At 71.7% G+C, this 25,710-nt stretch carries 22 protein-coding genes; 10 read left to right on the top strand and 12 right to left on the bottom strand.

Annotated features, from left to right (window positions below; all coding sequences use genetic code 11):
• Positions 1 to 49 precede the first annotated feature (49 nt).
• The 4 genes from Sru02f_RS05140 to Sru02f_RS05125 form a co-directional block, all read right to left on the bottom strand.
• Complete coding sequence (locus Sru02f_RS05140) at positions 50 to 1,645, bottom strand: vWA domain-containing protein (RefSeq protein ID WP_109032844.1); 1,596 nt, start codon at positions 1,643 to 1,645, stop codon at positions 50 to 52.
• 148 nt (positions 1,646 to 1,793) lie between these two features.
• Positions 1,794 to 2,693: an ABC transporter permease gene (locus Sru02f_RS05135; protein ID WP_109032843.1), complete on the bottom strand. Its 900-nt coding sequence runs from the start codon at positions 2,691 to 2,693 to the stop codon at positions 1,794 to 1,796.
• Positions 2,690 to 5,341 carry a CocE/NonD family hydrolase gene (locus tag Sru02f_RS05130; protein WP_174855125.1) on the bottom strand — a complete coding sequence of 884 codons (2,652 nt, stop codon included), beginning with the start codon at positions 5,339 to 5,341 and terminating at the stop codon, positions 2,690 to 2,692. The genes Sru02f_RS05135 and Sru02f_RS05130 overlap by 4 nt, the downstream gene beginning before the upstream one ends.
• A 148-nt stretch (positions 5,342 to 5,489) precedes the next feature.
• Positions 5,490 to 6,920 (bottom strand): APC family permease, encoded by a 1,431-nt coding sequence (locus Sru02f_RS05125; protein WP_109032841.1) that lies wholly within the window; start codon positions 6,918 to 6,920, stop codon positions 5,490 to 5,492.
• A 343-nt stretch (positions 6,921 to 7,263) separates the two neighbouring features.
• Between Sru02f_RS05125 and Sru02f_RS05120 the strand changes: the two genes are divergently transcribed.
• Positions 7,264 to 8,115, top strand: a complete 852-nt coding sequence (locus Sru02f_RS05120) for a hypothetical protein (protein ID WP_109032840.1) — start codon at positions 7,264 to 7,266, stop codon at positions 8,113 to 8,115.
• Positions 8,116 to 8,168: 53 nt separating this feature from the next.
• Here Sru02f_RS05120 and mmsA read toward each other — a convergent pair whose 3' ends face one another.
• Positions 8,169 to 9,671, bottom strand: coding sequence for a CoA-acylating methylmalonate-semialdehyde dehydrogenase (mmsA, locus tag Sru02f_RS05115; protein WP_109032839.1), 1,503 nt, complete (start codon positions 9,669 to 9,671; stop codon positions 8,169 to 8,171).
• Positions 9,672 to 10,450: 779 nt separating this feature from the next.
• On the opposite strand from mmsA, the gene Sru02f_RS05110 reads away from it, so the two are divergent.
• The 4 genes from Sru02f_RS05110 (at position 10,451) to Sru02f_RS05095 (ending at position 13,926) form a co-directional block, all read left to right on the top strand.
• Complete coding sequence (locus tag Sru02f_RS05110; RefSeq protein ID WP_016326277.1) at positions 10,451 to 10,642, top strand: helix-turn-helix transcriptional regulator; 192 nt, start codon at positions 10,451 to 10,453, stop codon at positions 10,640 to 10,642.
• Between the two features lie 45 nt (positions 10,643 to 10,687).
• Complete coding sequence (locus Sru02f_RS05105) at positions 10,688 to 11,287, top strand: GNAT family N-acetyltransferase (RefSeq protein ID WP_167469630.1); 600 nt, start codon at positions 10,688 to 10,690, stop codon at positions 11,285 to 11,287.
• A 78-nt stretch (positions 11,288 to 11,365) separates the two neighbouring features.
• On the top strand, positions 11,366 to 11,608 hold the full coding sequence (locus Sru02f_RS05100) for a heavy-metal-associated domain-containing protein (protein ID WP_109032835.1): 243 nt from the start codon (positions 11,366 to 11,368) through the stop codon (positions 11,606 to 11,608).
• A gap of 35 nt (positions 11,609 to 11,643) precedes the next feature.
• Entirely contained in the window at positions 11,644 to 13,926 is a 2,283-nt protein-coding gene (locus tag Sru02f_RS05095; RefSeq protein WP_109032834.1) for a heavy metal translocating P-type ATPase, read from the top strand.
• A gap of 50 nt (positions 13,927 to 13,976) precedes the next feature.
• On the opposite strand, the gene Sru02f_RS05090 is transcribed toward Sru02f_RS05095, so the two are convergent.
• Positions 13,977 to 14,576, bottom strand: coding sequence for an anthrone oxygenase family protein (locus Sru02f_RS05090; protein WP_109032833.1), 600 nt, complete (start codon positions 14,574 to 14,576; stop codon positions 13,977 to 13,979).
• Positions 14,573 to 15,412: a Rossmann-fold NAD(P)-binding domain-containing protein gene (locus Sru02f_RS05085; RefSeq protein ID WP_109032832.1), complete on the bottom strand. Its 840-nt coding sequence runs from the start codon at positions 15,410 to 15,412 to the stop codon at positions 14,573 to 14,575. The genes Sru02f_RS05090 and Sru02f_RS05085 overlap by 4 nt, the downstream gene beginning before the upstream one ends.
• 132 nt (positions 15,413 to 15,544) lie before the next feature.
• Here Sru02f_RS05085 and Sru02f_RS05080 point away from each other — a divergent pair, with 132 nt between their 5' ends.
• Entirely contained in the window at positions 15,545 to 16,585 is a 1,041-nt protein-coding gene (locus Sru02f_RS05080; protein ID WP_244941887.1) for a LysR family transcriptional regulator, read from the top strand.
• A gap of 674 nt (positions 16,586 to 17,259) precedes the next feature.
• Here Sru02f_RS05080 and Sru02f_RS05075 read toward each other — a convergent pair.
• Positions 17,260 to 18,549, bottom strand: a complete 1,290-nt coding sequence (locus Sru02f_RS05075) for a citrate synthase (protein WP_003976064.1) — start codon at positions 18,547 to 18,549, stop codon at positions 17,260 to 17,262.
• Between the two features lie 237 nt (positions 18,550 to 18,786).
• Positions 18,787 to 21,048, bottom strand: coding sequence for an SF1B family DNA helicase RecD2 (gene recD2 / locus Sru02f_RS05070; RefSeq protein ID WP_109032831.1), 2,262 nt, complete (start codon positions 21,046 to 21,048; stop codon positions 18,787 to 18,789).
• A 94-nt stretch (positions 21,049 to 21,142) separates the two neighbouring features.
• On the opposite strand from recD2, the gene Sru02f_RS05065 reads away from it, so the two are divergent.
• Complete coding sequence (locus Sru02f_RS05065) at positions 21,143 to 21,706, top strand: hypothetical protein (protein ID WP_109032830.1); 564 nt, start codon at positions 21,143 to 21,145, stop codon at positions 21,704 to 21,706.
• Here Sru02f_RS05065 and Sru02f_RS05060 read toward each other — a convergent pair.
• Positions 21,651 to 21,857 carry a DUF397 domain-containing protein gene (locus tag Sru02f_RS05060; RefSeq protein WP_109032829.1) on the bottom strand — a complete coding sequence of 69 codons (207 nt, stop codon included), beginning with the start codon at positions 21,855 to 21,857 and terminating at the stop codon, positions 21,651 to 21,653. The two genes, Sru02f_RS05065 and Sru02f_RS05060, sit on opposite strands and share 56 nt — an antisense overlap.
• Positions 21,858 to 21,863: 6 nt before the next feature.
• Positions 21,864 to 22,709, bottom strand: coding sequence for a helix-turn-helix domain-containing protein (locus tag Sru02f_RS05055; RefSeq protein WP_109032828.1), 846 nt, complete (start codon positions 22,707 to 22,709; stop codon positions 21,864 to 21,866).
• 209 nt (positions 22,710 to 22,918) lie between these two features.
• Here Sru02f_RS05055 and Sru02f_RS05050 point away from each other — a divergent pair, with 209 nt between their 5' ends.
• Positions 22,919 to 23,329 carry an ATP-binding protein gene (locus tag Sru02f_RS05050; protein ID WP_109032827.1) on the top strand — a complete coding sequence of 137 codons (411 nt, stop codon included), beginning with the start codon at positions 22,919 to 22,921 and terminating at the stop codon, positions 23,327 to 23,329.
• A gap of 98 nt (positions 23,330 to 23,427) precedes the next feature.
• The gene (locus Sru02f_RS05045) at positions 23,428 to 23,937 is read left to right on the top strand and encodes a hypothetical protein (protein WP_109032826.1); all 510 of its coding nucleotides are present in this window, start codon (positions 23,428 to 23,430) and stop codon (positions 23,935 to 23,937) included.
• 63 nt (positions 23,938 to 24,000) lie between these two features.
• On the opposite strand, the gene Sru02f_RS05040 is transcribed toward Sru02f_RS05045, so the two are convergent.
• A complete protein-coding gene (locus Sru02f_RS05040; protein WP_109032825.1) occupies positions 24,001 to 24,948 on the bottom strand; it encodes an RNA polymerase sigma-70 factor in 948 nt (315 codons plus the stop codon).
• 130 nt (positions 24,949 to 25,078) lie between these two features.
• Between Sru02f_RS05040 and Sru02f_RS05035 the strand changes: the two genes are divergently transcribed.
• A complete protein-coding gene (locus Sru02f_RS05035) occupies positions 25,079 to 25,564 on the top strand; it encodes a carboxymuconolactone decarboxylase family protein (protein ID WP_109032824.1) in 486 nt (161 codons plus the stop codon).
• The last annotated feature ends 146 nt before the right edge of the window (positions 25,565 to 25,710 follow it).

Here is a 25,710-nt window from a genome sequence, read left to right as displayed (position 1 = left end):
TGGGCGCACCCGCCGCATCCGCCCCGTCGGGCCGGGCCGGCCGACCGGGTCAGGCCAGCCGGTTCGCCTCCTCGATCGCCTCGGCCAGTTCGCGCAGGTCCGCGTTCTCCGTGCGGTCCGCCAGGCCGTCGGCCCGCTCGGAGAGTTCGGACAGGCCCGGTGCGCCCGGCAGGGAGCCGCCGTCGCCGCCCGGGGACCGGAGCGCGTCGGCGAAGTAGGCCGCGGTCGCCGTGACCCGCAGCCCGCGGCCCGACTCCCAGACGGAGTCGTCGAGGGCGTCGCTCTCCACGTCGCCGGACTCCTCGTGCGGGGTGCGGCTGTCGGGGTCGAGCCAGCGGACGGTGGCCGTGGCGAGGTGGCCGTCGGCGCCGGGCCTGGTGCGGACGGCGTAGAGCGCGGTGACCGTGTGGCCGGGGCCGACCTCGCCGCCGTCGACGCGGTCGTCGCGGAAGTCCTCGTCGGCGACCTGGCGGTTGTCGTAGCCGACGAGGCGGAACTCGGCGACGGTCTCCGGGTCGAAGGCCACCTGGGCCTTGGCGTCGCGCGCGGTCAGCTCGATGTGGCTGGGGAGCTGCTCGCAGAAGACCTCGCGGGCGTCCTCGCCGGTGGAGACGTACGTGGTGTGGCCGTCGCCCTTGTCGGCGAGGCGTTCCATCAGGGCGTCGCCGTAGTCGCTGCCGACGCCGACGCCGAAGAGGGTGATGCCGTGTTCGCGGCGCTCGGTGGCGATGCGTTCGAGGATGGTGTCCGCGTCGGTGTCGCCGGTGTTGGCGAGGGCGTCGGAGACGAGGACGACGCGGTTGGTGACGCCCTCGCGGTGGCCCTCGACGGCGGTCTCGTAGCCGGTCTCCATGCCTGCGCCGAGGTTGGTGGAGTCGGTCGGCTCCAGGCCGTCGATCGCGTCGTGCACGCGGTCGCGGTGGTCGCCGAGCCGGGTCATGGGCAGGACGGTCTCGGCCTCGTCGCTGAAGGTGACGAGCGCGACGGAGTCGTCGTCGCGCAGCCGGTCGGTCATGGTGCCGAGGGCCTCCTGGGCGAGGTCGAGGCGGCCGGGTTCGCCCATGGAGCCGGAGATGTCGATGACGAAGGTCAGGGCGGCCGGCGGGCGTTCGCTCTGCCGCTCGGCGGGGCGGGTGGCCAGGCCGACGCGGACCAGCGACCAGTCCTCGTCGTCGGTGCGGGCGCCGTCCACGGTCACCGAGAAGCCGTCGCCGTCGGGCCGTTCGTAGTCCTGGCGGAAGCTGTTGACGAACTCCTCGGGGCGGACCGTGGCCGGGTCGGGCAGCCGCCCCTCGGACAGGGTGCGGCGGGCGTAGCCGTAGGAGGCGGTGTCGACGTCGAGGGCGAAGGTGGAGAGGTAGTCGGGGTCGGGCGCGATCTCGCGGGAGTCGCCGTTCTTCTCCCCCTCGCCGCTCCCGGGGGCACTCGTGCCGCCGTCGTAGCGCTGCTCGCCCTCGCCGCGTGGGCGGTCGGGTGCGGGCATCCCCGAGCCGCCCCTGGAGTCCGCCGCCGTGTCCTTCGCCCCGTCCGACGCGTCGTCCGTCCCTCCGCAGCCGGTGAGCAGCAGCCCGCCCGCCAGGGTGAGCGCGAGCAGCGCGGTCGCGCCGCGCCACTCCCGCTTCCCGTGAGTCCCGTACCGGTTCATCGTCAAGTCCCCCTGTGCTTGTTCGGCGCCGGTGTACGTGACTGTGACGGGGCGGCGGGGCGAAACGTGCGGCACGGGGTGTTACGGCTGCGTCTCGAAGCGGGCACGGGGGCGGGTCGTCGAGACCGGTGGGTGATCCTCCGGTGACCTAGGAGACGACGTCCTTGCGGGCGAAACCCCGGAAGGCCAGGGCGAACAGCACCAGCGCGTACGTTACCGAGACGGCCGTGCCCTGGATCATGCCCGACCACTCCGGGTTCGGCTGGACGGCGTCCGCCCAGGCGAACTGCCAGTGCGCGGGCAGGAAGTCGCGCCAGTGGCCGAGCGCGGTCACCGCGTCCAGGACGTTGCCGACGATGGTGAGGCCGACGGCACCGCCGACCGCGCCCAGCGGTGCGTCGGTCCTGGTCGACAGCCAGAACGCGAGCGCGGCGGTGACCAGTTGGGACACGAAGATGTACGCCACGACCACCACCAGGCGCTGGGCGGCCGTGCCCGGCGCGAGCGAACCGCCGGTGGGGATGGCCAGCGGTCCCCAGCCGTAGGCGACCGTGCCCACGGCCAGCGCCACCAGCGGCAGCAGCACCATCGCGGCCAGGCTCAGCCCCAGCCCGACGGCCAGCTTGGACGCGAGCAGCCGGGCGCGCGGCACCGGCGCGGCGAGCAGGTAGCGCAGGGAGGACCAGCTCGCCTCGGAGGCCACGGTGTCCCCGCAGAACAGGGCGACCGGGACGACCAGCAGGAAGCCCGCCGACACGAAGAGGTTGACGGCGGCGAAGTTGGCGCCGGAGGCGGTGGCGGTGTCCATCAGCGTGATGCGGTCGCCGGGTCCTTCCGGCTCGCCGCCGATCGCGAAGGCGACGACGAGCACGAACGGCAGCACGGCGAGGATCGCGCCCATGACCAGGGTGCGGCGCCGCTTGAGCTGGCGCACCAGTTCCACCCGCAGGGGCAGGGTGCGGCCCGCCCGGTAGCCGTACGCGGAGTCGGACGCCGACGCCGGTTCGGGCGCGGGCCCGGTCGTGGCCGGCTTGGTGGGCGTGCTCATGCGGAACCTCCGATCAGGGTGAGGAAGGCGTCCTCCAGGCGGCGGTGCGGGCCGACCGACGCCACCGGGATCTCCAGCCGGACCAGCTCGGCGACCAGGCCGGGCGCGGTGCCGCCGGGGTCGAGGCGGACCAGGAGCCCGTCGTCGGTGTGCACGACCGAGGCGACGCCGGGCAGGGCGGCGACCTTGTCCACCAGCGGTTCGTCCACGGGCAGGCCGGTGCCGACGAGGAGGGTGTCGCCGGAGCCGATGATCTCGGCTACCGGGCCCGCCTGGACCAGCCGGCCCCGGTCCATGACCACGAGGTGGGTGCAGGACTGCTCGACCTCGGCCAGCAGGTGGCTGGAGACGATGACGGTGCGCCCGGCCGCCGCGTAGCGGATCATCACCTCGCGCATCTCGCGGATCTGCGGCGGGTCCAGGCCGTTGGTCGGTTCGTCGAGGATGAGCAGGTCGGGCAGCCCGAGCATGGCCTGGGCGATGGCGAGGCGCTGGCGCATGCCCTGGGAGTAGGTGCGCACCGCGCGGGCGAGCGCGTCGCCGAGCCCGGCGATCTCCAGGGCCTCGTCGAGGTGGGCGTCTTCGGGCGGCCGGCCGGTCGCCCGCCAGTACAGCTCCAGGTTCTCCCGGCCGGACAGGTGCGGCAGGAAGCCCGCGCCCTCGACGAAGGCGCCGACCCGGGACAGCACCGGGGCGCCGGGCCGGATGGCGTGCCCGAAGACCCTGACCTCGCCGTCGTCCGGTTTGATCAGGCCCATCAGCATCCGCAGGGTGGTCGTCTTGCCCGCGCCGTTGGGCCCGAGCAGGCCGAGCACCTGCCCCTTCTCCACGCGGAAGGACAGCTCCCGCACCGCGTACCGCTCGGTGGACCCGGCGTAGCGCTTGCTCAGGCCGGTGATCTGCAGGGGTACGTCGGCCAGCGCGGGGTCGGGCGCCGGTGCGGCGGTGCGGCGGCGGCCCGTCCACAGCAGGGCCAGGGCCACGGCGGCACCGGCCAGGGGCAGCCACCACACCCAGGCCGGGAGGGGTGCGGCGGCGGTCGTGACGCCGGGGGCGGTCGGCACCTTCAGGTCGCCGTCGAGGGAGACGGTGTACGTCGCCGGGGCGGCCGGGGAGGCGTAGCCGAGGTCGGTGGAGGCGAGGACCAGGCGCAGTCGGTGGCCCTTCTCCACCTCGTGGTCGATCGCCGGGAGGGTGACCGTGACGTCCTTGCCCGCCTTGGCGTCCTCGACGCGCACGGGGGTCACCAGCTGCGACGGGAGCACGGGCGAGGTGCCGCCGGGGCCGACGTCGTACACCTTGGCGAAGAGGACGGCGTCCTCGGTGGTGGAGCGGACGTGGACGGTGGCCGTAGGGGAGCCGGTGATCCGCAGGTCTTCGCCGACCGGGGCGGACTCGAACGCGGCGTACTGGCCGGGGAAGTCCAGGGAGACGCCGACACCGAGCGAGGAGAGCTGGGAGAGCCCTCCGGCGCCGCCGATGCCGGGCAGGGCGGAGACGGCGGGCGGGTTGGCGCCGGCCGGGTTGTCGACGCTCTGCTCGCGGCCGCGCAGGGGCACGGAGCGCTGTCCGTTCGCCAGACCCGGGTACTGGTCGGCGCTCGCGCCGCGCAACTGGGCCTGTCCGTCGGTGGAGTCGACGCCTCCGGTGCGGGTGACGCGGAAGGCGGGACCGGTGTCGGCGGCCTTGTCGTCCTTCAGGTAACGGTCGAACCAGTCGTCGATGCGGGCCTGGACGCGGTCGGTCTCCAGGTCGCCGCCGTCGTGGCCGCCCGCGATCCAGTCGACGTCGACGGGGGCGCCGTTGGCCCGGATCGCCTTCGCCGCGGCGTCGGCCTGGCCGAGCGGGAAGAGGGAGTCGGTCTGGCCCTGCGTCAGCAGGGTGGGCACCTTGATGCGCTCGCCCACCGCCTGCGGGCTGCGCTCCTCGAGGAGCTTCACCGCCTCGGCGTCGGGCCTGCCGGACTCGGCGACCCGCTGGTACATGCGGCACAGGTCCGCCTCGAACCGGTCGCAGCCGCCGCCGGAGTTGACGAAGATGCCGGCCCACAGCTTCTTGAAGACGCCGTTCGGGAACAGCGCGTCCGCCAGGTTCCAGTACGTGATGGCGGGGGCGACGGCGTCCACCCGGGTGTCGTGCCCGGCGGCGAGCAGGGCCACCGCGCCGCCGTAGGAGCCGCCGGCGATGCCGACGCGGGGGTCACCGTCCTTGTCGAGCCGAACCTGGGGCTGCTCCGCGAGCCAGTCGATCAGGCGGGAGACGTCGGCGACCTCGCCGTCGGGCGCGTTCAGCCCGATCCTCCCCGTGGACTTCCCGAAGCCGCGCGCCGACCAGGTCAGGACCGCGTACCCGTCCCGCGCCAGGTCCTCGGCCTGCTCCCGTACGTCGTCCTTGCTGCCGCCGAAGCCGTGCGCGAGCAGGACGGCCGGGCGGCGGCCGCCGGAGCCCGCCGTGAAGTACGAGGTGTCCAGGCGCACGCCGTCGCCCACCGCCACGACCCGGTCGGCACGGCGCACCGGGGCCGGGTCGTCACCGGCGACGGCCGTCCACGTCCCGGCGCCGGCGAGCACGACGACGGCGGCCGCGGCGGAGAGCATCCGCCGCGGCCCCCGTAGCAGCCCTCGCACGCGGGGCAGTCGAAGATCCATGCGTCAACGGTACGGGCCGCCGCCGACAACGGGGGCCGCCCCGGGGCTGAACCGGCGGCCCTCCCACGGGCGTACGCGACCGCTCGCGCGTACCACGGGCGCGGTAGGCCGGGCGGAGCCCGGCCGGGGACTCACGCCCGCCGGACCGTCACGGCCCGGCGGGCTCGCGGACGTCCTGCGGGACGGTGACCAGCCAGCGGGTGTCGCGGCGCGGGCGCAGGTACAGGGCCCAGTACAGGGTGGCGACGGCGGCGATGGAGCCGGTCAGCAGCAGGTGGCTCGCCTCCTGCTGGGTCAGTACGTAGGCGAGCACCGTGATCAGCAGGACCGGCACCACCGGCCACAGGGGCATGCGCCACGCGTGCGCGTGCCGGTGGGCGCCGCGCCGGGACAGCAGGGCGGCGACCGCGACCAGCAGGTACATCGCGGTCACCGAGACGCCGGTGACGCCGTACAGGGTGTCGAGGTTGACGTAGCACAGCGCGGCGCCCGGCACGCCGACGGCGAGGGTGGCGACCCACGGGGAGCCGAACCGGCCGAGCCTGCCGAAGAGTCCGTTGACCGGGGCGGGCCAGGCCTTGTCGCGGGCGGAGGCGAACAGGACGCGCGAGTTCTGGATGACCATGACGATGCCCGCGTTGACGATGGCGAGCGCCACGCACAGGCTGACGAAGGTGCCGACGGCGGAGTCGGACCAGGCGGTGACCATGGCGCCGATGTCGCCGCCGGTCAGCGCGGCCAGGTCGGACGCGCCGAAGGTGATGGCGACGACCGGGACCAGGATGATCACGGTGGAGATGGCGAGGGTGGCCAGCACCGTGCGGGCGACGTTGCGGCGCGGGTTCTCCAGCTCCTCGGAGAGGTAGACGGCGGTGGAGAAGCCCTGCGTGATGAAGAGGGCGATGGCGAGCCCGGAGACGACCAGCATCGCCGTCACGGGGTCCGCGCCGCCGCCCGTGCCGCCCACCTCCATCGACACCAGGCTGCCGGGCCCGCGCTCGGCGTGGGCGAAGCCCAGCACCGCGACGACGGCCGCGGCGATGACCTCCAGGACCAGGAAGACGCCGGTGATCCAGGCGTTGGCGCGCAGGTCGAGCAGCCCGGCGAGGGTGGCGAGCAGCATGACACCGGCGCCGGCCAGGGACGGGTCGAGGTGCAGGACCGGTTCGAGGTAGTCGGCCGTGCCCATGGCGATCACCGGCGGCACGATCATGACGACCAGCAGGGACAGCACGAAGACCAGCCAGCCCGCCAGGCGCCCGGCCATCGTCGACACCATGGCGTACTCGCCGCCCGCGCTGGGGACGAGGGTGCCCAGCTCCGAGTAGCAGAACGCCACGGCGACACAGAGCAGGGAGCCGATGGCGATGGTGAGCGCGGTGGCGGTGCCGAGCGAGCCGAAGAGGTCGGGGACGACCACGAAGAGCGTGGAGGCGGGGGTCACGCACGAGAGCGTCAGGAGCGTGCCGCCGACGACCCCGATGGAACGCTTGAGCGTCCGTGACTCCGGAGGGACCGCGGGTGCCGGAACGTCCGGGGGCGCGGCGGCGGTCTCGGCGGGGCGGAGCGTGTCGGTCATGGAGCGGTTCCGATCGACTCGTGCGGTGGTGGTTCGGACGGGAGCGCTATCGCCTCCGGCGGCTTCGGTCGTACGTGTTTTCGTCCGCTCCCGGCGCTGCATGGAACACCGACGAAAACCAACGCGTCAATGGGTGTTTCCCTACGAAATCCGCAGCCAAATAGCCTCCTTGATCGCCGAAACGGCAGAAGAGGCAGTCTGGTTCCGCTTCTTGCGGCGGTACGGGAACCGCAACGTGGAGGGCGAAAAGACTGCCGACGTCCGGCATACGGACATGTCGGTGGGCCCCGGTACAGTCCGTCGCACAGATGAATCACAGGAACGCAGCAACGGGTGGGGACTCATGAAGCTCAAGTACACCGGCGCCTGGGTGGGGCTCACGGCGGCCGCGATGGTCACGGCCACCGCGTGCGGCTCGGACGGCGCGAGGACGGCGGCCGAGACGGCCGACAGGGCCGTGGACAAGGCGGACACGATCATGGCGGCCCTCACCCGGGCCACCGACCGGACCGAGGAGCTGGGCTCCGCCGAGGTCAGGACGACGACCGAGCTGGGCACCGGCGAGCCGATCGCCATGGACGGCACGTACTCCTGGGGCGACGGCTACGCGCTCGACGTGGAGATGGACGCCGAGGCCGCGCAGATGCAGGAGCTCACGGACTCGCCGACCGTGCGCACCCTGTTCGTGGACGGCGCGTACTACTACGACATCGACCCGCAGCCGGCCGGCCCGCTCGCGGGCAAGGAGTGGATGAAGATCGACGGGTCGGCGGTGTTCGGCGAGTCGGGTGCCGCCGCGATGGCCGGGGGAGGTGGCGAGGGCAGCCCGGCGGACTCCATGAAGGGTCTGAAGTACGCCAGTGACGTCGAGAACCTCGGCAAGGAGACCGTCAACGGCAAGCCGGCCACCCACTACCGCGCGGTGCTCGACGAGGAGGACATGGGCAAGTTCAAGGAGGCCCTCAGCGGCGCCGACAGCATGCTCAACTCCGCCTCCGGCGGCAGCTCGATCACCATGGAGATCTGGGTGGGCGCCAAGGACCTGCCGGTGCGTCTGAAGCAGGACTTCGGCGCCATGAAGGTCACCATGGACTTCGACAAGTGGGGCGCGACGAAGGACATCGTCGCCCCGCCCGCCGACCAGGTCGGTGACCTCACGCAGGAAGTGAAGGACGCCGGGGTGCAGCAGGGCTGAGAAGACGCGAAGGTGCCCCGGCCCGTCCGGAGCGGGGCGGGGCACCTTGTGTGTCAGTGGTTGCGCGGGAAGCCCAGGTCCACGCCCGCCGGGGCGTCGGCCGGGTCGGGCCAGCGGGTGGTGACGACCTTGCCGCGGGTGTAGAAGTGCGTGCCGTCGTTGCCGTAGATGTGGTGGTCGCCGAAGAGCGAGTCCTTCCAGCCGCCGAAGGAGTGGTAGCCCACCGGGACCGGGATCGGCACGTTCACGCCGACCATGCCGGCCTCGATCTCCAGCTGGAAGCGGCGGGCCGCGCCGCCGTCCCGGGTGAAGATCGCGGTGCCGTTGCCGAACGGCGAGGCGTTGATGAGGGCCACGCCCTCCTCGTACGTGTCGGCGCGCAGCACGCACAGGACGGGGCCGAAGATCTCGTCCTGGTACGCCTTCGCGGTGGTCGGCACCCGGTCGAGCAGGGAGATGCCGATCCAGTGGCCGTCCTCGTGGCCGTCGACCGTGTAGCCGGTGCCGTCCAGGACGACCTCGCAGCCCTCGGCCGCCGCGCCCGCGACGTAGGAGGCGACCTTGTCGCGGTGCGCCTTGGTGATCAGTGGGCCCATCTCGGAGGACGGGTCGGTGCCGGGGCCGATCTTGATCTTCTCGGCGCGCTCGCGGATCTTCTCCACCAGTTCGTCGCCGACGGCGCCGACCGCGACGACCGCGGAGATCGCCATGCAGCGCTCGCCGGCCGAGCCGTAGGCCGCGGACACGGCCGCGTCGGCCGCCGCGTCGAGGTCGGCGTCCGGCAGCACCAGCATGTGGTTCTTGGCGCCGCCCAGCGCCTGCACGCGCTTGCCGGCCGCGGAGGCGGTGGTGTGGATGTAGCGGGCGATCGGCGTGGAGCCGACGAAGGAGACCGCCTTGACGTCCGGGTGCTCCAGGAGGCGGTCCACGGCCACCTTGTCGCCGTGCACGACGTTGAAGACGCCGTCCGGCAGACCGGCCTCGGAGAGCAGTTCGGCGACCTTCACGGCGGCCGACGGGTCCTTCTCGCTCGGCTTGAGCACGAAGGTGTTGCCGCAGGCGATGGCGATCGGGAACATCCACAGCGGCACCATCGCCGGGAAGTTGAACGGCGTGATGCCCGCGACCACACCGAGCGGCTGCCGGATCGAGGACACGTCCACGCGGGTGGCGACCTGCGTCGACAGCTCGCCCTTGAGCTGCACGTTGATGCCGCACGCCAGGTCCACGATCTCCAGGCCGCGCGCGACCTCGCCGAGCGCGTCGGAGTGCACCTTGCCGTGCTCGGCGGTGATCAGCTCGGCGATCTCGTCGCGGTGCGCGTCCAGCAGCGCCCGGAAGCGGAAGAGGATCGAGGTCCGCTGCGCCAGCGAGGACTGACCCCAGGTCAGGTACGCCTCCTTGGCGGCGGCGACCGCGGCGTCCACCTCGTCGACGGAGGCGAAGCCGACCTTGGTGGTGACCTCGCCGGTCGCCGGGTTCGTCACCGGCCCGTACGTGCCCGAGGCGCCTTCGGCGGTCTTGCCGCCGATCCAGTGGTTGACGATGTTCGTCATGACCGAGAACTCCTTCACAGATGGCGGCGACGGGTCGAGACGTGCCGTGGGTGCAGCTGACGCAGTTCGTGCGGCAGACGCTGTTCGCGCTGCTCACGGGCCGGGACCGGGGACGGTCGGGTCGCGGTGCCGGCCATGACTCCATCCCAGCAGCCGGGCGCCGCGGGCGGGCCCGACACTGTGTCTGCGGTTTGGGTGTCCGCGTAGACACGTGGGGCAGTGTGGGCGGCCCGCGTCGGGACGCGAGGCGGGAACCTCCGGCGCGGAGCCGGTGCGAGCGGGGAGTTGGCGCTCGTGCCTCGCTCCTGCCAGGGCGAGGCCGCCTTCCCGCGCCGGAGGCGTTCGGTGGGGGAACCGGCGACCCGGCCGTGTGCCGTCGGGTCGTGCGCCATCGCGTTCCCTCCTTGCCCGCGCCCTTGCGTCACCCCGGTTTCTAGCCCCGTGCGTGCGGCCTGTCAATGTTTTGTCCGGACATTCGGACGACGTAGTCCGAGTGGCGGCCGCGGGGCGTACGGCGGAACACCTCCGTCCGCCGCAGTCAACGCGCCGCGCCTGAGCGACGGCGTACGCCTGTGTGGCACTCGTGTCACAAAAGCACCCTCCGCGTCACACATGTCACGCGCACGCGGGTCTTCCGTCACACCCGGGAACGGGCCCTGACCGCCCGTCACCCCGCGTCGTTCACCCGGAACAGGCTTGGTGATCGCCAGCGCAGCGCCCGGCTCCCCCCGGCGGCCGTCCCCGGTCGCCGCCGCGGCGCGCGCAGGGAGGTGCGACTAGTGACCGACCGAAGGCTCTGGTCCTACAAGGACATCGCGGCCCACATCAAGGTCCAGCCGGACACCGTTCGGTCGTACCGCAAGCACGGGCTGCTGCCCCCGCCCGACCACGTGGAGGGCGGAAAGCCGTACTGGTACGCGGAGACGGTCCGGGCCTGGGTGGCGTCCCGCCCCCGCAACCGCAACCGGTAGAAACCCGTTCTGTGCCCCACCGCCGGGTGGGGCACAGTGCCGTGCATGGACTTCTCCGAGAAACCCGTGCTCACCGGCGACAAGACCGTCCTGCGGCCGTTCACCGCCGAGGACGCCGACGCGATGTGGGAGATCGTCAACGACCCCGAGGTGGTCCGTTTCACCTTCGAGCCCACCACCGAACTCACCCTCGACACGCTGCGCTCCTGGTACGGCGTGCGCACCGCCGATCCCGACCGGCTCGACCTCGCCGTCACCGACCGCGCCACCGGCGAACTCGTCGGCGAGGTCGTCCTGTACGAGTGGGACCCGGCGGCCCGCGGCTGCACCTTCCGGACCCTCGTGGGACCCCGGGGACGCGGCCGCGGGCTGGGCAGCGAGGCGACGCGGCTCATCGTCGGGCACGCCTTCGAACGGGTCGGCCTGCACCGGGTCCAGCTGGAGGTCTACGCCGACAACGCGCGGGCCCGGCGGGTGTACGAGAAGGCCGGTTTCGTGGTGGAGGGGGTGCGCCGGGAGGCCGCCCTGCGGGGCGGCGTGTGGGTGGACGACGTACTGATGGCGGTCCTCGACCACGAGTGGGAGGCGCAGGCGCGCACGGACGCGACGCAGGTGACGGGTGAGCCTCGCCTTTATACCCCCTAGGGGTAAGGTGGGGGTGAGTGGTCCGGGACCGGACCACGGGTACCCGCCCTGTGCACACCCCCGACGAGGAGTAACGACATGACCGCCCAGACCGACACCACCCAGGACTCCGTCACCACCGTCTACAAGGTGAGCGGAATGAGCTGCGGCCACTGCGAGGGCGCCGTCTCCGGCGAGATCTCCGAGATCGCGGGCGTCGCCTCCGTACAGGCCGTCGCCGCCACCGGCGAGGTCACCGTCGTCTCCGGGGCGCCCCTGGACGACGCCGCCGTACGCGCCGCCGTGGACGAGGCGGGCTTCGAGCTCGTCGGCCGGGTCTGAGACCGGCGCACCCACCCCGTTCTGGAGTCCGGACCATGACCAGCACCACCGCGGACACGCGCACCACCACGACGGCCACCGGGCCCGATCCCGGCGTCGCCGAGGTCGAGCTGCTCATCGGCGGGATGACCTGCGCCTCCTGCGCGGCCCGTGTCGAGAAGAAGCTCAACCGCATGGACGGTGTCACCGCCACGGTGAACTACGCGACGGAGAAGGCCCGGGTCAGCTACCCGGCGACCACCGGGGTCGCCGACCTGATCGCCACCGTCGTGAAGACCGGGTACACGGCCGAGGAGCCCGCGCCGCCACCGGAGCCCGCCGACGAGGCCGGTGCCGGGGAGCGCGGCACCGGGGACGGCGAGAGCGACCCGGAACTGTCGGCCCTGCGTCAGCGCCTGCTGGTCTCCGTCCTCCTCGCCGCCCCAGTCGTGCTGCTCGCGATGGTCCCGGCGCTCCAGTTCGACAACTGGCAGTGGCTCTCGCTCACCCTGGCCGCGCCCGTCGTGGTCTGGGGCGGGCTGCCCTTCCACCGTGCCGCCTGGACGGGCCTGCGGCACGGCGCGGCCACCATGGACACGCTGGTCTCGCTCGGCACGCTGGCGGCGTTCGGCTGGTCCCTGTGGGCGCTGTTCTTCGGGGACGCGGGCATGCCGGGCATGCGGCACGGCTTCGACCTCACCGTCTCCCGCGCCGACGGCGCCTCCGCGATCTACCTGGAGGCCGCCGCCGGAGTCACCGCCTTCCTCCTCCTCGGCCGCTGGCTGGAGGCCCGCTCCAAGCGCCGCGCCGGGGCTGCCCTGCGGGCGCTGATGGAGCTGGGCGCGAAGGACGTCGGCGTGCTGCGGGACGGGCGCGAGGTGCGGATACCGGTGGCCCGGCTGGCCGTGGGCGACCGGTTCGTCGTACGCCCCGGCGAGAAGATCGCCACCGACGGCACGGTGGCCGAGGGCGCCTCGGCCGTGGACGCCTCACTGCTGACCGGCGAGTCCGTGCCGGTGGACGTCGCCGTCGGCGACACCGTCACCGGCGCCACGGTCAACGCCGGGGGCCGGCTGGTGGTCGAGGCGACCCGGGTGGGCGCGGACACGCAGCTGGCGCGGATGGCGAAGCTGGTGGAGGACGCGCAGAGCGGCAAGGCGCAGGTGCAGCGGCTCGCCGACCGGATCTCGGGGGTCTTCGTCCCCGTGGTGCTGCTGATCGCGTTCGCCACCTTCGGCGGCTGGCTCGGTGCCACCGGTGACACGGTCGCCGCGTTCACCGCGGCCGTCGCCGTCCTGATCATCGCCTGCCCGTGCGCGCTGGGCCTGGCCACCCCGACGGCGCTGCTGGTCGGCACCGGTCGCGGCGCCCAGCTCGGCATCCTCATCAAGGGCCCGGAGGTGCTGGAGTCCACGCGGCGCGTCGACACGATCGTCCTGGACAAGACCGGCACCGTCACCACCGGCCGCATGACCCTGCACGAGGTGTACGCCGCCGAGGGCACCGACGAGGAGGAGCTGCTGCGGCTCGCGGGCGCCGTCGAGCACGCCTCCGAGCACCCGGTGGCCCGCGCGATCGCCGCCGGCGCCGAGGAACGGCTCGGCACGCTGCCGGGCGTCGAGGACTTCGAGAACGTTCCCGGGCGCGGCGCACGCGCCCGCGTGGCGGGCCGTGAGGTGGCCGTGGGGCGCCTCCACGACACCCTGCCGCCCGAGGTGTCCCGGGCCAGGGACGAGGCCGAGCAGCGGGGCCGTACGGCCGTCGTCGTCGGCTGGGACGGCGCGGCGCGCGGGGTCCTCGCCGTGGCGGACGCGGTCAAGGAGACCAGCGCCGAGGCGGTGGCCGGGCTGCGCCGGCTGGGTCTGACCCCGGTCCTGCTGACCGGCGACAACCGCCGGGTGGCCGAGTCGGTCGCGGCGGCCGTCGGCATCGACGAGGTGATCGCCGAGGTGCTGCCCGAGGACAAGGTCGCGGTGGTGGAGCGGCTGCGGGCCGAGGGCCGTACGGTCGCCATGGTCGGCGACGGCGTCAACGACGCGGCCGCCCTCGCCACCGCCAATCTGGGCCTGGCGATGGGTACGGGGACGGACGCGGCGATCGAGGCGGGCGACCTGACGCTGGTGCGCGGGGACCTGCGGGTGGCGGCGGACGCGATCCGGCTCTCCCGGCGCACCCTGACCACGATCAAGGGCAATCTCGTGTGGGCCTTCGGCTACAACGTGGCCGCGCTGCCGCTGGCCGCCGCCGGGCTGCTGAACCCGATGATCGCGGGGGCGGCGATGGCCTTCTCCTCGGTCTTCGTGGTCACCAACAGCCTCCGGCTGCGCGCCTTCCGATAGCCCCGCACCGGTCCCCGCACCGGCCGTCGACCGGGCCGCCGCACCCCTGATCACGGGCTGCTCGCCCCGGCCGTGAAGGGCCGCTCGTGACCGGCGCCGTACCCGTACGCCGGCGACATGCCGGAGGTGGGCGCCGCCGCCCGGTCGGTGCGGAACCGGTCCGCGCCGTACAGGACCAGGGCCCAGGCCAGGCAGGCGAAGGCCGCCGTGTGCAGCAGCGCGCGCACGATGTTCCAGGTGACCCAGGCCGCCTCGAACCGTTCGCGGACGGCGGCCAGGTCACCGATGGAGTCCGGCGCGCCGGCCCGCTCCAGCTGGTCGTTGAGCGGGACGTTGGCCGCGACGGTCACCGCGAACGCGACCAGGTACAGCACGAGCGCGGCGACGAGCCAGGGCAGCGCGGGCCGTCCGTGGCCGCGCCGGGCGAGGAACACCGCCAGCGCGATCAGCGGGATCGTCCCCATGAACGGAAGCATGAACACGGGGTTGAGGATCGCCTTGTTGATGCCCTGCATCGTCGCGACGAACGTGTGGTCGGACGTACCGCGCAGCCCCGGCATCACGGAGTAGGCGAAGGCCGCGAAGAGCCCCGCCATCAGGCCGGAGGAGATGACGGAGGCGAGCAGGGTGCCGGTCTGCGTGGTCTTCACGAGGCGGCCCCGGGGGTCCAGACGCCGGTGGCCGCGGCCTCGGCGACGTGGTCGGTGAAGTCGCGGGCCGGCCGGCCGAGGACCTGCCGGACGCCGTCTCCGAGATGGGCGTTGCGGCCGTCGAGGACGCTCGTGAACAGGTAGGTCAGCAGGTCGGTGACGGCGGCCGGGACGCCGTGCGCGGCGAGTTCGGCCGCGTAGGCCTCGGCGGGGACGGTGACGTAGCCGATCTCGCGGCCGGTCGCCGCGCCGATCGCGGCCGTGGCCTGCGCGAAGGTGAGCAGCCGGGGCCCGGTCAGGTCGTAGGTGCGGCCGGCGTGGCCGCCTTCGGCCAGGACGGTGGCGGCGACCTCGGCGATGTCGTCGGCGTCGACGAACGGTTCCTCGACGTCCCCGACCGGCAGCGCGAGTTCCCCGTCGAGGACCGGACCGAGGAAGTCGCCCTCGCTGAAGTTCTGGGCGAAGAACGAGGCACGCAGGACCGTCCATTCCGCACCCGAAGCCGCCAGCGCCTTCTCGCACGCCTCGGCCTCCGGCTCGCCGCGCCCGGACAGCAGCACGAGGCGGCGCGCTCCGGACCGTACGGCCAGCTCGGCGAAGGCGCCGATCGCCTCGGGGGCGCCGGGCACGGCGAGGTCCGGCTGGTAGGAGACGTAGACGGCGTCCACGCCGGTCAGGGCGGGCTGCCAGGTCGTGGAGTCGTTCCAGTCGAAGGGGATTCCGCCGGTCCGTGAGCCGATCCGGACCACGTGGCCGCTCCCGGTCAGCCGGCGCACGACACGGCGTCCGGTCTTTCCGGTTCCGCCCAGGACCAGGGTGAGTGCGGGGGACGTCATGGTGATCGCCTTTCGTGGGTGGCGCTTGGAGACCGCGTTCCTGCGGTGTGCTGCCAGCTTCGGCCGCCCGGGGATCGCCATCAATTGGCAATCGTGCAAGGATCGTTGACCCGTGGGTTGACGGTTGGGGGCGTGGTGGAGCGGCGTGAGATCGAGATCTTTCTGACGGTCGGCGAGGAACTCCACTTCGGGCGCAGTGCCGAGCGGCTGCACGTCTCGGTGGCCATGGTCAGCAAGACGGTCCAGAAGCTGGAGCGGTCGGTCGGCGCGGCCCTCTTCGAGCGGACCAGCCGGCGGGTGGCTTTCACCGCGATCGGACGGCGCCTCTTCGAGGATCTGAAGCCCGCGCACCAGGCGGTCCTGGACGCCTTCGGGCGAGCCATGGCCTCGGGCCGGGGCGTGGACGGAGTACTGCGGGTCGGGTTCCTGGGGACGGCCACCGCGGAGTTCGTGGTGCGCGCGGCGGAGCTGCTGCGGACCCGGCATCCGGGATGCGAGGTACGGCTGCACGAGAGCCGTTTCACGGACGGGACGGCGCCACTGCGCGACGACGTGATCGACGTCCTGCTCATCGACAACTTCGCGGCTCCGGTCTCGGCGCTCGCACCGGAGCACAGCGCGGGCCCGGTGCTGTTCCGGGAGGCGCCGATGCTCGCCGTCTCGGCACGGCATCCACTGGCGCGGCGGGAGGCGGTGGACGTGGCGGAACTCGCGCGGTACGAGGTGCTGCGGCCGCGGGCGTCTTCGGAAGGGGCGGTGGGGACCTCAACTCCCGGGCAGGCGGCCGGGAGGACCGCCCCCGGGCAGCCGGCCCGGTGGCGCGCTCCCGAGGGCGCGGAGCAGCTGTTCGCCGGGCGGCAGGCGGATGCGCCGTCGTTCCCCCTGGGTGGAGCGCCGGGGGGCCGGGCGGCCGTGAGGAGCACGGAATTCGGCAGTGTCCAGGAGATGTGGGCGCTGGTCGGCGCGGGCCACGGGGTCTTCCCCGTCCCGACCCACGCGAGTGTGTACGACGCCCGCCCCGACGTGGCGTTCGTCCCGGTCGAGGGCGCCCCGGCATACGAGTGGCGCCTGGTCTGGCTCGCCGCGGCGGACAACAACCGCATACGCGCCTTCTCCGAAGCGGCCTGCGACTACGTGGCGGCGCACCCCGAGCCACTGACCGCGACCGCGTAGGCGCCGCCGGGCCGTGACAGGGGGGCGGACGAGCCGCGACGACTGGTCCGCATTTCATGCAGGTCGTGGGGCTGCGCCTCTGGAGTCCGGCACGCACCTCACATAAGCTCTTCACAAGGCTCGCGCATCTTCCTTACGCTTGAGGCCCGTGCGACGTACGGGGCTCTTGCGCACCTAACGGACATATGCAAGAGACGCAGATCACAGTGATGCGAACGTAACCATCGAAGGGGTTCGAAGGTCTAAGTTGGCGATGTCAGGCAGCGTCTTGGGGGGCGCCACCTGGCATCTGGGGATGTCTTGGGGGACTTTCCCAGAGCTGCGTTGCCGGGACACGTACACCGGGAAGCTTTGAGCGGCCCTCCCGGTCGTGCGCTGTCCCGGCAGACCGCGCGGCAAGCACCACCAGTACGACCAGCAGCACCAGCACGACACAGCGAATTCAGGCGCTGTCCTCACAGACGCCCGGCCGGATCCCGTGGGGGGAATCCGCACCGGGACATGGGAAGGCGCCCTGGATCGTCGGCCCGTGGGGGGACCGGCGCCAGGGCGCCTTCTGCTGTCCGGTGTCCGGGTCCGGGTCCGTTCAGGCGACATGCCACGGCACGGAAAAGTCCCGTACCACTCGGGGCGGTACGGGACTCACCAGACGCGCTGCGGGGGTGCCGTGCGGCTCAGCGCTCCTCGACGGGGACGAAGTCGCGCTCGACGACGCCCGTGTAGATCTGGCGCGGGCGGCCGATGCGGGAACCCGGCTCCTTGATCATCTCGTGCCACTGGGCGATCCAGCCCGGCAGCCGGCCGAGGGCGAACAGGACCGTGAACATCTCGGTCGGGAAGCCCATGGCCCGGTAGATCAGACCGGTGTAGAAGTCGACGTTCGGGTAGAGGCTGCGCGAGACGAAGTAGTCGTCGGAGAGCGCGTGCTCCTCCAGCTTCAGCGCGATGTCCAGCAGCTCGTCGGACTTGCCGAGCGCGGAGAGCACGTCGTGCGCGGCGGCCTTGATGATCTTGGCGCGCGGGTCGAAGTTCTTGTAGACCCGGTGGCCGAAGCCCATCAGGCGGACGCCGTCCTCCTTGTTCTTCACCTTGCGGATGAAGGAGTCGACGTCGCCGCCCGCGTCGCGGATGCCTTCCAGCATCTCCAGCACCGACTGGTTGGCGCCGCCGTGCAGCGGGCCCCACAGGGCGTTGATGCCGGCGGAGATCGAGGCGAACATGTTCGCCTGCGAGGAGCCGACCAGGCGGACCGTGGAGGTCGAGCAGTTCTGCTCGTGGTCCGCGTGCAGGATCAGCAGCTTGTCGAGGGCCGCGACGACCGTCGGGTCCAGCTCGTACTCCTGCGCCGGGACCGAGAAGGTCATGCGCAGGAAGTTCTCGACGTAGCCGAGGTTGTTGGCCGGGTAGACGAACGGGTGGCCGATCGACTTCTTGTACGCGTACGCCGCGATCGTCGGAAGCTTCGCGAGCAGCCGGATCGTGGAGAGGTTGCGCTGACGCTCGTCGAACGGGTTGTGGCTGTCCTGGTAGAAGGTGGACAGCGCCGAGACCACCGACGACAGCATGGCCATCGGGTGGGCGTCGCGCGGGAAGCCCTTGTAGAAGTTCTTGACGTCCTCGTGCAGCAGGGTGTGCTGCGTGATCTCGCCCTTGAACGCGGACAGCTCGTCGACCGTCGGCAGCTCGCCGTTGATCAGCAGGTAGGCCACCTCCACGAAGGAGGAGCGCTCGGCCAGCTGCTCGATCGGGTAGCCGCGGTACCGGAGGATGCCGGCTTCGCCGTCCAGATAGGTAATGGCGGATTTGTAGGCGGCGGTGTTGCCGTAACCGCTGTCCAGCGTCACCAGACCGGTCTGGGCGCGGAGCTTCCCGATGTCGAAGCCCTTGTCACCGACGGTGCTGTCGATCACCGGGTAGGTGTACTCGCCGTCGCCGTACCGCAGTACTACAGAGTTGTCGCTCACGTCTTCCCTCACCGACGTAGTGCCTCATCTTCGAGGTGCCCTGACTGTCTCTACCATCCCCCACTTGGCTCAGGAGAGTGCACTCGGGGTCGACCATCGGGCCTATTGGCGGCACTCAGTGCCGCCAACTTCCTCATCCTGCCCCCTCCGGGGCTCATCCGGAAGTGCTGTGTGACCTTTCCGACTCGTTTGATCGATCATTTTTTTCACACGGTCCGGGAGGTTTACCGGAAGGTTTCAGGTTCGAGGCCCCGTCAGCCGGAAGTCGAGCGCCGTGCACCGCCTGCCGGCCGACACCGTCCGCACCGCCTGCCCGATCGCCTTGCGCGACCCGACGAGGACGACCAGCCGTTTCGCCCGGGTGACCGCCGTGTACAGCAGGTTCCGCTGGAGCATCATCCACGCCCCGGTCGTCACGGGGATCACGACGGCCGGATACTCGCTCCCCTGGGACCGGTGGATGGTGACCGCGTACGCGTGGGCCAGTTCGTCGAGTTCGTCGAAGTCGTACGGCACCTCCTCGTCCTCGTCCGTCAGCACGGTGAGGCGCTGTTCGACCGGGTCGAGCGAGGTGACGACGCCCACGGTGCCGTTGAAGACGCCGTTCTCGCCCTTCTCGTAATTGTTGCGGATCTGGGTGACCTTGTCGCCGACCCGGAAGACCCGGCCGCCGAACCGCTTCTCCGGCACGTCCGGGCGCCCCGGGGTGACGGCCTGCTGGAGCAGCCCGTTCAGCGTCCCGGCCCCGGCGGGTCCCCGGTGCATGGGCGCCAGCACCTGCACGTCCCGGCGCGGGTCGAGCCCGAACTTCGCGGGGATGCGCCGCGCGGCGACGTCCACCGTGAGCCGCCCGGCCTCCTCCGTGTCGTCCTCGACGAAGAGGAAGAAGTCCTTCATCCCGTCGGTGACCGGGTGCTGCCCGGCGTTGATCCGGTGCGCGTTGGTGACGACGCCGGACTGCTGTGCCTGCCGGAAGACGCGGGTGAGCCGGACGGCGGGCACCGGGCTGCCGGGTGCCAGCAGGTCCCTCAGCACCTCCCCCGCCCCCACGCTGGGCAACTGGTCGACATCGCCGACGAGCAGCAGGTGGGCGCCGGGCGGGACGGCTTTCGCGAGCTTGTTGGCGAGGAGCAGATCGAGCATCGACGCCTCGTCCACCACCACCAGGTCCGCGTCGAGCGGCCGCTCCCGGTCGTAGGCGGCGTCGCCGCCGGGCTTCAGCTCCAGCAGCCGGTGCACGGTGGACGCCTCGGCGCCGGTCAGCTCGGCGAGCCGCTTGGCGGCCCGGCCGGTGGGCGCGGCCAGCACGACCTTCGCCTTCTTGGCCCGCGCCAGCTCCACGATGGACCGCACGGTGAAGGACTTGCCGCAGCCGGGTCCGCCGGTGAGCACGGCGACCTTCTCGCTGAGCGCGAGCTTGACGGCCTCCTCCTGCTCGGGCGCGAGATCGGCGCCCGTGCGCCGCCGCAGCCACCCGAGCGCCTTGTCCCAGGCCACCTCCCGGAAGCCGGGCATCCGGTCCTCGTCGGTGTGCAGGAGACGCCGCAGCTGCCCCGCCAGGGCCAGCTCGGCCCGGTGGAAGGGCACGAGGTAGACGGCGGTGATCGGCTCACCCCCCTCCGGGTGCGGCACCTTCTCCCGCACGACCCCGGGGTCCTCGTCCGGCCCCTCCGGCTCGGCGGCCAGCTCCCCCAGGCACTCGATGACGAGCCCGGTGTCCACCTGGAGCAGCTTCACCGCGTCGGCGATCAGCTTCTCCTCGGGGAGGTAGCAGTGCCCCTGGTCGGTGGCCTGGGACAGCGCGTACTGCAGTCCGGCCTTCACCCGCTCCGGGCTGTCGTGCGGGATCCCGACGGACTGGGCGATCTTGTCGGCGGTCAGGAAGCCGATGCCCCACACGTCGGCGGCGAGCCGGTAGGGCTGGTTCTTCACGACGGAGATCGACGCGTCCCCGTACTTCTTGTAGATCCGCACCGCGATGGAGGTGGACACCTCGACCGTCTGGAGGAAGAGCATGACCTCCTTGATCGCCTTCTGCTCCTCCCAGGCGTCGGCGATCTTCTTGGTCCGCTTGGGCCCGAGACCGGGCACCTCGATGAGCCGCTTGGGCTCCGCCTCGATGATGGTGAGGGTGTCCAGCCCGAAGTGCTGCGTGATCCGGTCGGCGAAGATCGGCCCGATCCCCTTGACCAGCCCGGACCCGAGATAACGCCGGATGCCCTGCACGGTGGCGGGCAGCAGCGTCGTGTAGTTCTCCACGTGGAACTGCTTGCCGTACTGGGGGTGCGACCCCCAGCGCCCCTCCATCCGCAGCGACTCCCCCACCTGCGCGCCGAGCAGCGCGCCGACGACGGTCAGCAGGTCGCCGGCGCCTCTGCCGGTGTCGACGCGGGCGACGGTGTAGCCGTTCTCCTCGTTGGCGTACGTGACACGCTCCAGGACGCCTTCGAGGGTGGCGAGCCGCCTCTCACCGGGGGCCGCGGGGGGCTGGTTGGGCATGATCCGACGGTACCGGTGAGGTGTGACAGCGGTGCACGGTCCGGCAGGATGACGCGTGCGGTGCGATACGGCCGACGCTTGCGGAGGGGGACACATGGGGCTGACCTACGGCTACGACGTCTATCTACGCCCGCGGAACGTCGCCGGGGCGCTGGCCGCCGTGGCCGGGCTGGCACCCCCGTCCCGGGACGTGCCCCCGCTCGACGTCACGCTGCCCGGGGGCGAGCGGATCGTCCTCCCGTTCACGTCCGGCTTCGGCAGCGAGCCGGTCGACTGCTCCGCACGCGACACGCTGGACCTGGACACGTCCCTCATGTTCCCGGTCGACGACGCGGTGCGGGCGCACGGGGAGTCGTACTCGCTGCCGCCCGAGGAGAACGGACGGGTCCGGATCGGGTACGTCTACCTGACCGTCCGGTTCCGGTCGTTCCTGGACCCCGGATACGCCGCCCTGGAGTTCTGGGCGCCGACCTCCGGCATCAGCCGCCTGTTCGAGCGGTCGGCGAGCATCAGGAAGACGTTCACCGACCTCGCCGCCGCCGTCGGTGGCGTGTGCTGCCAGTTCGACCGGGGCGACGGCAGCCCCGGGGAGGTGTGCTGGGTCAGCGGGGAGGCGGGTTTCCCTCCGGCTCCGTCATCACCGACAGGAAGCGGGTGAAGGCGGCGCGGGGGAAGGTGAGGGTGGCCCGGGCGGGCGCCTTGGAGTCGCGGACGGCGACGTGGGTGGTCGTGGTGGCTATTTCCACGCAGTTGTTGCCGTCGCCGCCGCCGGAGTAGGACGACTTGCGCCAGGTGTCAGGGGTGGACACGGAGCCTCACAGTTCCTTGGCCAGTCTGTGGATGAGGTCACGCGACCGGCTTGGGTCGAGCGATGCATCCTTCACTCTACGGAAGACTGTTCGGAAGACGCCGAGTTGGGCCTCAGAATCGATGAAGCCGGTGCCGTGTGGTGCGTCGCGAACGGCCGTGTCCAGTCGGGGCACGCTCCCGCCGGCCAACATCATGGGGCTCCAGGCACCGCCGAAACCGTCCAGATCGAAGGGAATGACACGCACGCTGATGTGATCGGCTTCGGAAAGTTCCAGGACCCGGGCGAGCTGGGTTCGCGCGGTGACGCGATCGCCGACCCTGATACGCAGCGCCGCCTCATGGATGAGGGACTCGTACGGCACCGGGGCTTCGAGAACCACCTTCCGCTGCATCCGATGGCGAACTCGCAGCTCCAGCTCCGCGTGCGGAAGTTCGGGCACCCGGGACGAGAAGGCCGCTCGGGCGTAGTCCTCCGTCTGAAGCAGGCCCGGGATGAACAAGAACTCCACGTCCCGACGGAAGGTGGAGTGGTGTTCCAACTCGGCGATGTCCAGAAAGGGTGTCGGCAGGAGCCCTCGGTACTCCTCCCACCAGCCACGCGTCCGATCCGTCGCCATGACGACGAGGGCGTCGACGAATGCCTCGTCGGTGCAGGAATAGTGCGCCGCGAGACGACGCAGGCGCTCCTCACTCACGCCCGCGAGGCCGGACTCGATGTGACTGATCTGCACGCGGTTCACCCCGAGCAGTGCCGCCGCCTCGACGGCGGAGAGCCCTGCCGCGTCTCGTAGCCTCCGCAACTCGACCGCGAGACGCAACTGGCGTGCGGTGCATTCCCGGCGCAGGACCATGCACGGCTCCCTGGGTTCAACGAGCCTCCCTGTGCGACCCGTTCGGGGCCAGATTAGTCGATCAGCTTGCTCCGTATGACATGTTAGCCCTACGGTCAGTGATGCGGCGCACACCGTGCGTAACCGGAAGCGCACCGTTCCGTCCTGCCACGACGGCTCCGGCAATGCCACCGGTCCGCCCCCAACTCCCCACACGCAAGGGAATCCTCATGCCCGAAACCGAACCCTGGGAATACTCCCTCTACATCCCCAACGACCTGCGCGCCGTCACCATCAGCCGCCGCACCCTCCGTCTGGTCCTCACCATGCACGGCCTGATCCGCCTCGTCGACGTCGCCGAACTGCTGGCAACGGAGCTGGTCTCCAACGCCGTACGGCACACCAAGGGCCCCGCCGCCCTCCGCATCCGCTGGTCGCCGCCGGGCACGCTGCGGATCGGGGCGTGGGACGCGGACCCCGAACCGCCCGAACCGCCCGCGCGGTTCGAGAGGGTGGCGGAGCTGGAGGAGGGTCGCGGGCTGGCGCTGGTGCGGGCCTGCGCGGACGTCTGGGGGTGGCACCCGCTGGCCAGACACGGCAACCGGGGCAAGTACGTGTGGTGCGAGCTGGCGGCGGCCTGAGACCGGCCCTGTCACCCTGAAAAGTTGCAGTGCCACCCCGCGCAGCAAGCCCTTTAGCGTGGGCGCCGTTGGGCCAGGCCGAACAAGAAGGGGCAGCAATGCGCATCAGAAACGTAGCCATCTCGCTGGGAATGGCAGTCGCGTTCACCGGGGCCTCCGTGACCACGGCGGGTGCATACGACAACTCGGATCTGTCGATCCAGAGCTGGGAGTACAACACCGGCGACTGCCCCTGCTCGAACAGCAGCGGCCTCGACTACACCGGCTTCAAGAAGGACGTGGGCGGCGAGGCCCTGAAGCTGGTCGTGAAGAAGAACGGCACCCCCGTGGCGCAGGTCGAGTTCCACCCGTCGGACGAGCTGCTGTACGTCTACGACGGCAAGAACGACGGCGACACGATCTACGTCCGGGCCCAGTGGTGGGAGGGCCTCAAGAAGGAGGCGACCTACTGGGCGCCGGGGACGTCCAAGGAACTCGACATGAACAAGGTCGAGATGGGAGCCGACGACGACCTCGACGAGGGCGAGGCCGTGTACTTCAGGCTCTACGACGACAAGGCCCTGACCGACCCGATCACCGACTGGTACGACTACATCGCGCACGCCTGAGAGGTCTGCCCACCGGCTGCCTGACGGAACAGGCGGCTGGTGGGCCGCGTGTGAGCCGGGCGCTCACCGGCTCAGGGTCGCCTCCTCACGCATGTACGACAGCTTCTCCGGGTTGCGCACCGCGTAGAGCCCGGTGATGCGGCCTTCGTCGAGGCGCACCGCCACCACGGTGTCGAGTTCGCCGTCGAGCCGGATGACCAGCGCGGGGTGCCCGTTGACCTGGGCCGGGTCCATCCTCATCTCCATGTCCAGCTTGACCAGGCCGCCCAGCATGAGGCGGGCCACCTTGTCGGCGCCGACGACGGGCCGCAGGACCGCCTGCTTGATGCCGCCGCCGTCGCCGAGCAGGACGACGTCCGGGGAGAGGATGTCGAGCAGGCCCTGGAGGTCGCCCGTCTCGACCGCCCGCTGGAAGGCCGCGAGCGCCTCCCGGGACTCGGTCGCCGAGACCGCCCCGCGCGGCCGGCGGGCCGCGACGTGCGCGCGGGCCCGGTGCGCGATCTGCCGGACGGCGGCGGGGCTCTTCTCCACCGCCTCGGCGATCTCGTCGTAGCCGAGGTCGAACACCTCGCGCAGCACGAACACCGCCCGCTCGGTCGGCGCGAGTGTCTCCATGACCAGCATCATCGCCATCGACACGCTGTCGGCCAGCTCGACGTCCTCGGCCACGTCGGGCGTGGTGAGCAACGGCTCGGGCAGCCAGGAGCCGACGTAGGACTCCTTGCGGCGGCCCAGCGTACGCAGCCGGTTCAGGGCCTGGCGGGTGGTGATGCGGACCAGGTACGCGCGCCGGTCGCGCACCGTGTCGAGGTCGACTCCCGCCCACTTCAGCCAGGTCTCCTGGAGGACGTCCTCCGCGTCGGCGGCGGAGCCGAGCATCTCGTAGGCGACGGTGAAGAGCAGGTTGCGGTGGGCGACGAAGGCCTCCGTGGCGCCGTCCTGTTCGCGGCCGCTGTTCTCGCTGGTCACCAGCTTCTCCCGTTCGTTCGGTTCCGGCGGTGTCTCGTGCACGGGACACCGGCCGCCGGGGTTCTGTGACACCCGTCGGTGGTGTCCTGGGTCACGTCCGCGCCCTGTCACAGGGTGCGGGGCGGCGGCGTCTTGTGTTCGTCACCGAGGCACCGAGAGCGAGGACGGGATCATGGACACCCGATTCAATCTGTTCGAGAACGAGTTCGCCGGTCGGTTCACGAAGCGGTTCGCCGGCATGGGCGTGCTGATGCACGAGTCGCCGCTGCCGAAGGCCACGCAGGAACTGGTCTCGCTGCGGGCCAGCCAGATCAACGGCTGCGGCCACTGCATCGACATGCACGTCAAGGAGGCCGCGGCCGCCGGGGAGAGCGCGGTCCGGCTGCACCTGGTCGCCGCCTGGCGCGAGTCCACCGTGTTCACCGAGGCCGAGCAGGCGGCGCTGGCCCTCGCCGAGGAGGGCACCCGGCTCGCCGACGCCCACGAGGGCGTGTCCGACGAGACGTGGGCGCTGGTGCGCAAGCACTACGACGACGACCAGGTCGCCGCGCTGATCTGCCTGGTCGCCATGATCAACGCGGCCAACCGGCTCGCCGTGATCACGCACCAGAAGGGCGGCTCGTACGAGGCGGGGATGTTCGCGGCGGCGGTGGGCTGACTGCCGCAGGCGGTCGGGGCGGCACCCGGGGCGACATCGCCGCGGGTGCCGCCCCTTTCTCCGGTCACGATTCCGTCTCGGCCCCACCGGACCCCTTGATTCCACTCGTGTAATCGTTTCCAATCCTCCGTGTAATCGATTCCACG

The sequence above is a fragment of the Streptomyces rubrogriseus genome (assembly GCF_027947575.1).
GTDB lineage: Bacteria > Actinomycetota > Actinomycetes > Streptomycetales > Streptomycetaceae > Streptomyces > Streptomyces rubrogriseus.
This window is presented reverse-complemented; position numbering and strand designations above follow the sequence as displayed.